11 protein-coding genes are annotated in these 12,157 nt (G+C 42.0%); 4 read left to right on the top strand and 7 right to left on the bottom strand.

What is annotated here, in order from left to right; genetic code table 11:
- Positions 1-14: 14 nt before the first annotated feature.
- The 6 genes from IGJ05_RS12475 to IGJ05_RS12450 all read right to left on the bottom strand — a co-directional run bounded on the left by IGJ05_RS12475 (position 15) and on the right by IGJ05_RS12450 (position 7,511).
- Complete coding sequence (locus tag IGJ05_RS12475) at positions 15-2,711, bottom strand: sigma 54-interacting transcriptional regulator (protein ID WP_002304269.1); 2,697 nt, start codon at positions 2,709-2,711, stop codon at positions 15-17.
- A gap of 427 nt (positions 2,712-3,138) precedes the next feature.
- Positions 3,139-4,212: an ABC transporter substrate-binding protein gene (locus IGJ05_RS12470; protein ID WP_266167210.1), complete on the bottom strand. Its 1,074-nt coding sequence runs from the start codon at positions 4,210-4,212 to the stop codon at positions 3,139-3,141.
- Positions 4,209-5,045 (bottom strand): ABC transporter permease, encoded by an 837-nt coding sequence (locus tag IGJ05_RS12465; RefSeq protein ID WP_005228535.1) that lies wholly within the window; start codon positions 5,043-5,045, stop codon positions 4,209-4,211. Before IGJ05_RS12465 ends, IGJ05_RS12470 begins: the two co-directional genes overlap by 4 nt.
- Positions 5,042-5,851, bottom strand: coding sequence for an ABC transporter permease (locus IGJ05_RS12460; protein WP_010749878.1), 810 nt, complete (start codon positions 5,849-5,851; stop codon positions 5,042-5,044). The genes IGJ05_RS12465 and IGJ05_RS12460 overlap by 4 nt, the downstream gene beginning before the upstream one ends.
- A gap of 12 nt (positions 5,852-5,863) precedes the next feature.
- Positions 5,864-6,952, bottom strand: coding sequence for an ABC transporter ATP-binding protein (locus IGJ05_RS12455; RefSeq protein ID WP_005228533.1), 1,089 nt, complete (start codon positions 6,950-6,952; stop codon positions 5,864-5,866).
- A 16-nt stretch (positions 6,953-6,968) separates the two neighbouring features.
- On the bottom strand, positions 6,969-7,511 hold the full coding sequence (locus IGJ05_RS12450; protein WP_015510239.1) for a helix-turn-helix domain-containing protein: 543 nt from the start codon (positions 7,509-7,511) through the stop codon (positions 6,969-6,971).
- Between the two features lie 386 nt (positions 7,512-7,897).
- On the opposite strand from IGJ05_RS12450, the gene IGJ05_RS12445 reads away from it, so the two are divergent.
- Genes IGJ05_RS12445 through IGJ05_RS12430 form a run of 4 tightly spaced genes read left to right on the top strand, consistent with a single transcriptional unit; the run spans position 7,898 to position 10,869 of the window.
- On the top strand, positions 7,898-8,887 hold the full coding sequence (locus IGJ05_RS12445) for an acrylyl-CoA reductase family protein (RefSeq protein WP_142973339.1): 990 nt from the start codon (positions 7,898-7,900) through the stop codon (positions 8,885-8,887).
- On the top strand, positions 8,884-9,633 hold the full coding sequence (gene coaB / locus IGJ05_RS12440; protein WP_266167209.1) for a phosphopantothenate--cysteine ligase: 750 nt from the start codon (positions 8,884-8,886) through the stop codon (positions 9,631-9,633). Before IGJ05_RS12445 ends, coaB begins: the two co-directional genes overlap by 4 nt.
- 31 nt (positions 9,634-9,664) lie before the next feature.
- Complete coding sequence (gene coaC / locus IGJ05_RS12435) at positions 9,665-10,222, top strand: phosphopantothenoylcysteine decarboxylase (RefSeq protein ID WP_005228528.1); 558 nt, start codon at positions 9,665-9,667, stop codon at positions 10,220-10,222.
- Positions 10,223-10,224: 2 nt separating this feature from the next.
- Positions 10,225-10,869, top strand: a complete 645-nt coding sequence (locus IGJ05_RS12430; RefSeq protein ID WP_005228527.1) for an ECF transporter S component — start codon at positions 10,225-10,227, stop codon at positions 10,867-10,869.
- A gap of 66 nt (positions 10,870-10,935) precedes the next feature.
- On the opposite strand, the gene IGJ05_RS12425 is transcribed toward IGJ05_RS12430, so the two are convergent.
- The gene (locus IGJ05_RS12425) at positions 10,936-12,156 is read right to left on the bottom strand and encodes a hypothetical protein (RefSeq protein WP_266167208.1); all 1,221 of its coding nucleotides are present in this window, start codon (positions 12,154-12,156) and stop codon (positions 10,936-10,938) included.
- Position 12,157: the final 1 nt, after the last annotated feature.

The raw sequence follows: 12,157 nt of genomic DNA, 5'->3' as shown, positions 1-12,157 counted from the left end.
CTTTTTTAGACACTTTATTTTTGAATATACGGTCCTAATAATTCATAGAGCAGCGAAAGCTCATAAGCATTGACTTTAAAATTATATTTCATCTCCATTGATTGAAAAATACTTCTAGAAACATAATAAAATTCATCTTCATCTGGTTTCAAATCATAATTCGGTTCTTCAGATTTTTCTGTCCGAGCCAAGAATAAACGTTCCATCATCAATGCCGTATGCATATAGAGATTTAGTTTTACACGGCCATTTAAAGTGAAATGATAGTAATTTTCATATTTAGAAATGACTGTTTCCACTTCACTCATCACGATCGTTGGGTTCAGAAAGTTCAAACGGTCCGCAATTCCTTCCAACGAAAAGAATTTTACTAGCTCCTGAATCAAGCGGTTAAATTCTGCCGGCTTCATTTCAGGACTCAAAATATGCTCCAAATTGGCTGCTCCATCACCGTCTAAGATGTCATAAACATTAATATTAGGAATTGAAAAGGAACGTGGAAGATCCGAAGTCGTGATGACCAATTTTGTCTTGTCAAAATAAGTTTCATCATTTTGGTCGATTAATTCACGTAGTTCTCTGTAGTCCTTCGTGAAAACTTCGATGGATTCATCCGATAAATGATGACGAAAAACATCTTTCAATTTGTCCGAAATCCCCAAACCCGACATACAGGAAATGATAATGTTGCTACTTTGAGAAAAGCCTTCAAAGTATTGAACATTGATTGAATACTTGTCTGCTGCATCCTCCGCAATCTGTTTAAATGGCGCATTCATCGTCATCTTCAAGCCAATATCAAGTGCAATGGAAGTCGTCAAATTATTCAGAAGAAGTAACTCCCCTTTTAAATCGTTCTTGATCTGTGTGTAAATTTGATTTAAAGAGCCCATATCTACGATCAGCACTAGACTATCTGTATTCACTTGCCGTTTCACGAAATTCCTTGTCGATTCGACAATCTCTGACACATTACTCTCTACTGGCATATCCAACGCTTCAAAAACATAATTGCCGCATAATTGATTCACTACTGCTTGAATGCTGCTAGCCGTACTATCTCCGTGAGCAAGCAACAGGCCCTTCAGCTCGATGGATTCATCTACATAATCAGATAAAGTCACGACAATAAGCAGTCTTAGAAAGTTCTCGTCCTTTTCTGAGAGCGGTGGTAAATGCTCCAAGAACTGATTACATAAGTAAGTCGTCCGAGGTAGATTTGCAGCTAATGTACGATTTATCCCGGTTAAGTCTGTCTTATAGCTTGGGGAAATGACATAGGATCTGCTAATAATTTCTGCAACAGGTCCACTCGTCGTCAATCCGTACGTTTTTCCTAAAACGGATACCCAGACCTTTCTAAACATCTGAATCATCAATTTTCTACTCATTGATAAAAAAGAATCCTTATCAATGTGATGCACCAAATGCTGTACTTCATTCTTTATCGAAGAAAAATTTTCATTGAAATTACCTTCATTTATCAGCTGAGTAATTTTTTCCAAAATCGAATCATAATCAAACGGTTTGATTCGATCCGTTTTTATCTTTTGATTTTTCTTTATCAATAAACTAGCAATCGGCAAGCTTTCTACTTCGGATTCCAGCATATTTAACTGAATCAAGATCTCATTTTTCCCAATCGTTAATGGTTCTTCTTGTGTTCGACTATACACATCCGCACAACTGATTTTAATGATATTCTTCAGCTTACCAATATTCCCACTAAAGGGATGAGATAACATTAAAGACAAGGCTTCTCTTGAAACAATAATATCTTTTTGTAAAACATCCGCTTCATTTTGAAAAAATAATTGAATCAGCTCTAATCGTTCTCGAATGGGGCGATCTTCAAAAGTTGGCAACATAACACTAATTTGAATACGCCGATCAAAGGTGTCTAATAAATAATTTTCACCTTTTTCCGTCGTGGCGAAAATAAAACGAACCTTAGCAGAATGCCAATTTACATTTTCACCGACTGGACGATAGTTTCCAGTATCAATAAATAGAAAGAGCTTTTCTTGATTTTCTTTCGATAGGCGATGGACCTCATCGAGAAAAAGATAGCCGTTGTTGGCCGTTGCCAATAAACCATCGGTATCCTTTTCAGCCCCCGTAAAGGCCCCCTTCTTGTATCCAAACAGTGTTGCCGAAAGCAGTTCGGGATTGTCCGCATAATCGGCACAGTTTAAGATAGCAAATGGTGCATCTTTTTCAATAATTTGCTCATGGATAGCGTATTCAAAAATTTTTGTGGCTAAAAAACTTTTTCCAACACCCGTGGCTCCATTTATTAATACACTGAGTCCGTTAGGCGGATATTTGACAGCGGCTATACATTTTTGAATGACCTCTCTCAGACTTCCGTCATGACCAACTACAGAATGAAAGGCTTCGTTTATTTGCTCCGTATTATCTACAACCGCATATTCATCTAAAGGCTTCCACAAAACAGGCTTTCCCGGTAATTTCTCGACCTTTTTATCTTCCACTAATCTCGTCAAATAATGGCTGGCATTCTGACGAGAGATACCTAGATTCTTCGAAATTTTCTCGGCAGTGACAGAAGACATATTCCCTGTTAGTCGTATCAGCTCATCAAAAACTCGATCTTTAGCGCTCTTTTTCATTTTTTCCTCCAGTTTAATGTGTCTAAAAGCATAATAAACTATCGGCTGCAATATGTCTATTCTATATTTGTATTCCAATTTTTACTTTGAAACACAAATAGTCGAATATTTGCCTCAGATATCTGACAAAATAATTTATCTACCAATTTAGTTTTTATCTAATATGATTTTTATGTTTTTTCATAGCTACAAATATTGAACTGGATTCATATATTAGTTTTATTAATAGATTACAGAAGGGTTAAGTATATTTGCATAGTTTCCAATTACTTTATCCTTCTGTAACTTTTTCAATCTTAGATTTACTAGCCCGTCTCGGGCCCTATTTTACAATGGTTTTGTCCACTTTTCTCTGGTAGAAAAACGTGGTAGAAAAAATAAAATAACACAAAAAAAGCGGCGTTTCATCCGCTTTTGGTAGAAGATTGGAAAACTCAGATAGAAAAAGGACGATTTTTAGCTCTTTAGAACGTTGATAAGTCCCCATTCTTACTGAGTTTTGCCATTATCTCCTATACATCTTCAATTCCAAGAACAAATCATTATAGATGCCCAGATACTCAGCACCTAAGTTTTCATAGACTTCGAGGTGTTCCATTAATTCATCGGATGGATAGAATTGTTCGTCTTCGGTGATCTCGTCAGGCAGTAATGCCATGGCTTCTTGGTTAGGTGTGGAATAGCCGATGTATTCTGCGTTTTGTGCAGCGTTCTCGGGTTCTAGCATAAAGTTCAAGAAGGCGTAAGCACCGGCTTCGTTTTGTGAGGTCTTAGGAATGACCATATTATCGAACCACAGGTTGGAGCCTTCCGAAGGGATCACGTAATGAATGTGCTCGTTTTCGTACATCATGTCGGCTGCTTCCCCAGAAAATGTGACCGCAACCGATGCTTCTTCATTTGCCATGTACATCTTGATTTCATCTGCGACGATGGCTTTGATGTTTGGGGTCATGATCCGTAGCTTATTGAATGCCTCTTGCAGCTGATCATCGTCTTTGCTGTTAAGAGAATAGCCTAAGCTGTCCAAACCTAATCCCATCACTTCACGCGCGCCATCGATCAGCATGATGCTATTTGCTAATTCGGGTTTCCAAAGATCGTCCCATTGGGTGATCTCACCTTCATCAAAGAATTTATCGTTATAGACGATCCCCAGTGTTCCCCAGAAATAAGGGATGGAATATTGATTGCCAGGATCAAAACTCAGGTCCAAAAAGCGAGGGTCGATATTGTCTAACCCTTTGATTTTACTGTGATCCAATGGTTTTAAAAGATTTTGTTCCATCATTTTCTCAATCATGTATTCACTCGGTATGGCGATGTCATAGGACGTACCGCCTTGTTGGATCTTCGTGAACATCGCTTCATTTGAGTCAAAGGTTTCATAATTGACTTTGTAGCCTGTCTCTTCTTCAAACTTACTGATCAAATCAGGGTCGATGTAGTCGCCCCAGTTGTAGATGTTGACGACCTCAGCGCCTGCCATACCAGAGGAGCGTTCCAATTCACGGACACCAAAGAGCAAGATCAGGACGATCGCAACAATACCGATAATCAGAGATTGTAGTCGTTTCATCGCAGATTTGCCACCTCCACACGGCGGTTTTTACGCAATTTCTTCGCGCCGTTTTCTTTACTGATAAAGTAATAGCCTACCACCAGGATCATGGAGAATAAGAAGACAAGTGTACTTAATGCATTGATTTCTAAACTGATTCCTTGACGTGCTCTAGAATAGATCTCTACCGATAAGGTACTAAAGCCATTGCCTGTCACAAAGAATGTCACGGCAAAATCATCGAGTGAATAAGTAAAGGCCATGAAATAGCCGGCGATGATGCCCGGTGTCAAGAAAGGCAAAATGATATTTTTAATGACTTGAAAATTATTCGCGCCTAAATCACGGGCAGCATCGATCATTGAATCGTTCATCTCTTGCAGTTTCGGCAAGACCATCAACACCACGATCGGGATACTAAAGGCGATATGCGAAAGCAATACGCTGAAAAAGCCTAAGCTAAACCCACGGAACAAGTTGCCGATCATCGTAAAGAAAATCAAGAAGCTGGCACCAATGATGACATCTGGTGAAACCAACAAAATATTATTCAAACTCAACAATGCCGTTCTCGTTCGGCGTTTACGGGTATAGTAGATGCCCATCGCACCAAATGTGCCGATGATCGTTGCCAGTAATGCTGATAAAAATGCCAGCATAAAGGTGTTCAACACGATGATCATCAAGCGGGTATCTTGAAAGACGGATTGGTAATGTTCAAAAGTGAAACCCGTAAAAGCATTCATGGTGCCTCCTTCATTGAAGGAATAGAAAATCAAATAAAAGATCGGCACGTACAAAAGAATAAAGACGACGATCAGATAAAGATTCGACCAGCGAAATTTTTTCATTTACGTTGCCCTCCTTTTTTCTTTTCTCCCGTAAACAGCATCACGAGGAACATAGCGATGATCAAAATGACGCCGATGGTCGAACCCATGCCCCAGTTTTGGGTAACGAGAAAGTGCTGCTCGATCGCCGTACCAAGCGTGATTACGCGATTGCCCCCAATCAAACGGGTCAACATGAAGAGGGAGAGCGACGGAATGAAGACGGCTTGGACGCCGCTTTTCACACCGTTTAACGACAGAGGGAAAATCACTCGTCGAAACGTATCATAGCTGTTTGCCCCTAAATCGCGACTGGCACTGATCAAAGAGGGATTCATTTCTTCTAAGGCATTAAAAATCGGCATAATCATAAAGGGCAGTTCGATATAGACGGCAACCGTCAAAAAGCTAAAGTCGGTAAACAAAATCTGCTTTGGTCCAACACCCATGATTTCTAGGAAGTTGTTGACACTGCCATGAATGCCGAAAATCCCAATAAACGCATAGGCTTTTAACAATAAGTTGACCCACGTTGGTAAGATGATCAACAGCAGCCACAAATCTTTGTGACGCAGCTTAGTTAAGAAATACGCTGTCGGGTAGCTGATCACTAAGGTAATCACGGTGATCAAAAAGGCATACCAAACCGAGTTTAAAGTCATGATCAAATATTTGCCAGAACCTAAGTAGCTTTGATAATTGACCAGCGAAAAGTTGCCGTTCATATCAAAAAAGGATTGGTAGATGATCAATAAGACTGGTGCAATAACAAATAGCAATAACCAAAAGACATAAGGTATCGCATAAAAACGACGCATTTTCGTCATTAGCTTTCCCTCCTAATCTTCGTAGCTCTCTAAACGAGCATCAAAATCTTCTTCGGACTCATTGAAACGCATGACGTGGATATCTTCTGGTTCAAAGGAAAGACCGATCTTGCTTCCTTCAGTGGCTTTTCTTGTAGAGTGAACCATCCATTCGTTGCCTTGTTCATCGTAACAAATGATTTCGTAATGCACGCCTCGGAACAATTGCGTGTCTACTTCAACGACCAGCTTGCCTTTTTCCGCCGTCGTCAAATTCAAATCTTCTGGACGGATCACGATCTCAACGGCTTCATTCGGCCGCATCCCGCCATCGACACATTCAAATTGCTTGCCGACAAATTCCACTAAGTTGTCTTCGATCATCGTACCTGTGACGATGTTGCTTTCACCGACAAAATCCGCCACAAAATGGTTGATTGGTTCATCGTAAATATCCACCGGTGTGCCGCTTTGGACGATCTTCCCTTTATTCATAACGAAAATCTCATCACTCATCGCCAACGCTTCTTCTTGGTCATGGGTGACAAAAATAAAGGTGATGCCTAGTCGCTGCTGCAATTCCCGCAGCTCGTATTGCATGTCGGTTCGCAATTTCAAATCCAATGCGGACAATGGTTCATCCAGGAGCAATACTTTGGGTTCATTGACGATCGCTCGTGCGATTGCGACCCGTTGGCGTTGACCTCCAGACATTTCGCTGATTTCACGATTCTCATAACCAGGAAGTTGTACTAGCCGCAACGCTTCTAAGACTTTTTTATTCACTTCATCTTTTGGTAATTTTTTGATTCGCAGACCAAATGCCACATTTTCAAAAACGTTCATATGTGGGAATAAGGCGTAATCTTGAAAGACAGTATTCACTTGCCGTTGATTGGCAGGAACGTCATTGATTCTTTGTCCATCAAAATAAACGTCGCCTTCTGTTGCGTCCGAAAAACCCGCAATGATGCGTAAGATGGTTGTTTTTCCACAACCTGAAGGACCTAACAATGTATAAAAGCGACCTTCTTCAATATCAAAACTCACTTTTTTCAAAACTGTTTCATCATCATCAAATCGCTTCACCACATTGTTGAATGAAATTATTGTTTTTCCCACACTCTTTCCTCCTGTACTATAAATAAGAATCTGTCACGACTACAAGCACACGGCTTTTTTTGCCCGCAATATTTTTTAATTGATGCGGCTCAGTCGCCTGATAATAAATCGATTGGCCTTTACGAGCCTTGTACTGCGTTTCTCCTAGTGTCAAGGCCACACTGCCCTCTAAGACATAGATAAATGTTTCTGCTAACGATGGTTCAAAGGTCTTGTATTCGCCCGCTTTATCAAAGGTCAGCAAGACTGGCTCCATTTCTTTTTCATTGGAATCGGGAATCAGCCACTTCAATTCATAGCCATTTTCTTCATCATAATAAAGCGTGCTGTCTTCTTCGCGATAAACCACTTGATGCTGCGCATTTTCTTCTCGGAAAAATTCCTCTGGTGTCACGCCTAAAACTTCTAAGATCGTAAAAAAAGTTTCCATAGAAGGCGAACTCAAATCACGTTCCAACTGTGAGATATAGCCTTTCGTCAAATCGGTCCGCTCGCCTAATTCTTCTTGGGTCAAATTCTTTTGAACGCGCAAATTGCGCAGCTTCTCGCCAATCTCCATGTTCATTCCCCCTTTGATTGACACAACTTCAAATAAAAAAGTTTGCTATAAGTAAACTTCATGTTTAATTTCACTTTTTCTAGTATACAAATAATTGCAAAAAACACAAGCCTTTTTTCTTCATTTTTTTGAATTCTTTTCTCCCTGATCAAAAAAAGGAGTGACGCTAAACGCTTGTGTTATAAAGGAAACGATTGGTGGTCCCGGCATTTTCGCTTTTTAAAGGTTTAAAAGAACAACTTCTATTTTAACGAAGAAAAGGTAGATTTAATAATGATCTGTTTTTGCTGATTTTTTGATAAGAAGACCTGCCTTTTCTTGCTTCACTGGTTAAAAAAATAAAACTTATGGTATTATGAGTACAAACCATCAAAGGAGTGTCTGAAATGACGAATTTCTCTACCTTTCGTGTCATGAATGAACCAAATTTTACTGCTTCACTCACAACTGCAACCCTTGACGAGCTGCCAGCAGGCGATGTGCTTGTCCGTGTTGATTACTCAGATGTCAATTACAAAGATGCCTTGGCAGCAAAAGAAAATGGCGGCGTGATCCGCACGTATCCGATGACCCCGGGAATCGATTTAGCAGGGGAAGTCGTGGACAGTCAGTCTGCTGATTTTGCCCCAGGCGACCAAGTCTTAGTGACAGGTTATGGCTTAGGGGTTTCTCACCCAGGCGGTTACAGTCAATTTCAACGGGTCCCAGCCGAGTGGCTCGTGAAACGTTCTGCTGGTTTTTCAGCAAAAGACAGTATGACCTATGGCACTGCTGGGTTCACAGCAGCTTTAGCGGTGCAAGAATTAGAACAGCTGCACTTAGCAAAAGACGCTGCTATTTTGGTGACAGGCGCTAGCGGTGGCGTCGGCAGTGTCAGCATTGCTTTATTGAAAAAACTGGGCTATACAAATATAGTGGCGCTATCTCGGAAAAACGATGCGCAATGGTTGTTGGACCTAGGCGCAGCGAAAATCGTCAGTCCTGATGACGTGGTACCAGAAAAGGTCAAACCATTAGCAAAACAAACGTTTGCAGCGGTCATCGATACAGTTGGCGGTCCATTGCTTGCGGCAGTGCTTCCGCAAATCGCGTATGGGGGCGGTGCCTTCTTATGCGGCAATGCTGGTGGAATCAAAATCGAAACGACTGTCTTACCATTTATTTTGCGTGGGATTCGCGTAATTGGGATCGATTCGGTCAATGTTTCCCATGAGATCCGCTCGGCATTATGGGAGAAATTAGCGGGTGAGTGGAATGTGATCGATCAGCTTTACACGAAAGCCATCACTTTGGAAGACTTGCCAGAAACATTGGCAGCTTTATTAGCTGGTACGCACCAAGGACGGACGATCGTTGAGGTGTCACAAGCGCAATGAGAATTTTGATTACGGCTGGCGGTACTTCTGAAAAAATCGATGATGTCCGTGCAATCACGAATCATTCCACGGGCTCACTTGGTCAAGCCATTGCCAAGGAATGGCTGCAATACCCTGAGGTGGCCATCGATTACGTTACGACGAAAACTGCCAAACAACCGCCGACCGATCCACGCGTTACCTGTCATTTCATTGAAGGGACCACGGACTTGTTGACGCAGTTGACCGATTTATTGACGACCCATTCGTATGCTGCTGTGATCCACAGTATGGCAGTCAGTGATTTCACCCCTGCTGCTCATTTTTCAGAAGCAGCGTTTTATGAAGCAATCAACGATGCCCTACCAGCTTATGACAACCAGGTCACTCCGGCATTGATGGCACACGTGCTCTCACAATCTGAATCAACGGCAGGCAAAGTTTCTTCCAATACTGATCATTTGTTTTTAGTGTTGAAGAAAACCCCAAAAGTGATCCAAACCATCAAAGCATTACAGCCGACAACCTTATTAGTCGGATTCAAATTATTAGTAGACGTAGCGGAAGTCGAGTTGTTTGCGGTCGCACGAAAAAGTCTGCTAGCTAGCCAAGCGGATTATGTGTTGGCCAACGACTTGACGCAAATTTCTGGAAACCAGCATGTCGGACACCTTTTGACACAAGAAGGACAAATCGGGACTGGCCGCACAAAAGCTGAGATCGCAACCTTGATCGTTGACACATTACGCAATGACCTGCGTGCTTAGCTAGATGTTTTTTAGAAAAGGAGAAAAAAACATGAAACAAAAACACGTTCTGCTTGGCGTCAGCGGCAGTATCTCTGCATACAAAGCAGCCGACCTAACCAATGAATTAACCAAAAAGGGCTATGCAGTGGATGTCTTAATGACTCAAAACAGCACACAATTTATTACGCCTTTGACGTTACAGTCATTATCCAAACGCCCGATCCATGTCGATGTTATGCAAGAACGTCAACCAGATCGGATCAATCATATTGAACTAGCCAAACAAGCCGATCTTTTCTTGCTCGCCCCAGCCAGTGCCAACAGTATTGGCAAGCTGGCGCATGGGATAGCCGATGATTTGATCTCAACAGTTGCCTTAGCGTTGCCGTTATCCGTTCCCCGCTTGATTGCGCCAGCCATGAATACCGTCATGTACGAAAACCCGATTGTTCAAAGAAATTTGGGGATTTTGAAAGAAGTCGGCTTCCAAGAGATTGAACCCCGTGAAGCGTTACTGGCTTGCGGTGATTTCGGCAGAGGCGCATTAGCAGCAACAGAAACGATTCTCGAAAAAGCATTGACTGCTTTGGAAGTACGGAGTGTCTAACAATGAAAAAAATATCAACTTTTGAACTTGTCTTAACAGCTTTCTTTTTGGGAATCTTGATTCTTTTAGCATCGGTTCCCTTTCTTGGGTTTATTCCCTTAGGACCAATCAATGCGACAACGATGCATATTCCTGTGATCATCGCTTCTATTGTATTGGGCCCTCGGATCGGCGGCTTTTTAGGCGGCGCCTTTGGGATCATCAGTATGGTGCGTTCGACCTGGATCATCACCCCGCTTTCTTTTGTCTTCTCCCCTTTCGTACCGATTTATGGGAGTGATCAAGGAAGCTGGAAAGCGATCCTCGTAGCGTTGATTCCTCGTATTTTGATTGGTGTCGTTCCTTACTTTGTGTACAAAGGCTGTCAAAAAATCTGGAAAAACAAACAGCAAAGTCTTTCGCTACTGATTGCTGGTGTTGCTGGAGGCTTGACGAATACGATCCTGGTAATGAACTTGATCTACTTCTTGTTCCAGCAAGAATATGCGGAGGTTGTGGGGAAAGCTGGCAATGCTGTCTATGCAGCGATTTTGGGTGTAATCTTCGCCCAAGGTGTACCTGAAGCCATTGTAGCGGGAATCGCCACGATGGCAGTTGGAACCGTCCTTTTGCGCTTAGTCATGAACCGCAAAAAAAATCGTATCTAAAAAAATAGCGACCGCCCAAAGTTAGCTTTTTGGCTAACTTAGGCGGTCGCTTCCCTTTTGAGTGTCTTATAAACTTTGTGTCACTTGGAGTGCTTCGACAAGCTCTTGATACTGCTCTTGGGTCAAATACTCTTCATAAAATGTCAGATAATCATCGATATCTGCTTGGGTCAAATAAGGCAGCTCTTGCTTGATTTGCAGCAGCAGTTCTTCAAACTCCTCATCCGTCAGCATATAAGAAGACCAATCATCGGTTTCATCATAGCTATCCCAGTACTCATCATCATAATCATTTTCATACCCATCGTCATAGCTGTCATCCCAACCATAATCATAGGGAGAAAACAATTCTTCTGGGTCAATCAATTCTTCCGCTGTAGGGATTGCAACAGCAGTATCACTTTTCTTCCCTGTAAAAGTCACCGTGGCTCCGATAGTGGTTTGCAGCTCATCCGCTTGCACGAAGTGAAAAGCCATTTTCTGCTGATTTGTTTTCGTATTGACGGTCATGGTTAAGTCAAACTGCTCGACTTCTTCCAACATCGTTTCTAATTCGGCGACTTGCTTTTGATCGGCGCCGTGTTCTTGGGAATAATCTGCATAATCTGCCAATTCTTCTTTGGTAAACGTGTGGCTGATCGTATCTCCATCTCTTTTGAAAGCATCCGGTTCAAAGGTTTTCAGATAGTCTGCAAATGTCTCATTATGAAAAAGACTGTTCATGGTAAAGAGGTTTTCAGGTTCTTTTTCTGCTTCGGTTGTCCCCTCGCCGTCCTCTGCAAAAGTTCCTTCGCCAAAGTAAGAATCTAAGGTTTCTTGATCGATGCGCAGGTATTTGCCTTCATATTCCGCAGCGTCTGGTTTTGTCCCATAACTGTCACTACCAAATGCGCTGATATACCCTTGCAGTGTTTCATAGATTTCAGCTGACACATACGCTTCTTGTTTTTCTGGATCGACGATCAGCTTGATCGGCAGCTCCTGCCCCCCAAAAGCGACTGCCAGATTGAGTAAAATCGCTTTGGTTTCTTTGTCCTGGACGAAGTCCCCTTTAAATGACGAACCGACTAACTGTGACATCAACATGGAGGCATACCTATCGGCTTCTCGACCGTATTCGCTGCTGCTGCCCATCTCAAAGGTATCGATCGTCGCTTGGAATTCACCAGCATTCGCTGCTTGCTGATTCGTCAACTGTTCGGCAAACTGTTCTTGCGGTAATTTCGTACAACCGCCGAAAAGAAAGGCGAACCCAACAAACAAAATGACGCGTCCCCACTTTTTCATC

Source organism: Enterococcus sp. AZ167, assembly GCF_051714025.1.
GTDB lineage: Bacteria > Bacillota > Bacilli > Lactobacillales > Enterococcaceae > Enterococcus_D > Enterococcus_D casseliflavus.
The sequence above is the reverse complement of the archived record's forward strand: the minus strand, read 5'-3'. Positions and strand labels throughout refer to the sequence as shown.

Excerpts from the sequence above, each read along its gene's own strand:
- coaC (WP_005228528.1), top strand. The coding sequence starts at position 9,665 with ATGAAACAAAAACACGTTCTGCTTGGCGTCAGCGGCAGTATCTCTGCA.
- IGJ05_RS12465 (WP_005228535.1), bottom strand. The coding sequence starts at position 5,045 with ATGAAAAAATTTCGCTGGTCGAATCTTTATCTGATCGTCGTCTTTATT.
- IGJ05_RS12425 (WP_266167208.1), bottom strand. The coding sequence starts at position 12,156 with ATGAAAAAGTGGGGACGCGTCATTTTGTTTGTTGGGTTCGCCTTTCTT.
- IGJ05_RS12450 (WP_015510239.1), bottom strand. The coding sequence starts at position 7,511 with ATGGAGATTGGCGAGAAGCTGCGCAATTTGCGCGTTCAAAAGAATTTG.
- IGJ05_RS12470 (WP_266167210.1), bottom strand. The coding sequence starts at position 4,212 with ATGAAACGACTACAATCTCTGATTATCGGTATTGTTGCGATCGTCCTG.
- IGJ05_RS12430 (WP_005228527.1), top strand. The coding sequence starts at position 10,225 with ATGAAAAAAATATCAACTTTTGAACTTGTCTTAACAGCTTTCTTTTTG.
- IGJ05_RS12460 (WP_010749878.1), bottom strand. The coding sequence starts at position 5,851 with ATGACGAAAATGCGTCGTTTTTATGCGATACCTTATGTCTTTTGGTTA.
- coaB (WP_266167209.1), top strand. The coding sequence starts at position 8,884 with ATGAGAATTTTGATTACGGCTGGCGGTACTTCTGAAAAAATCGATGAT.
- IGJ05_RS12445 (WP_142973339.1), top strand. The coding sequence starts at position 7,898 with ATGACGAATTTCTCTACCTTTCGTGTCATGAATGAACCAAATTTTACT.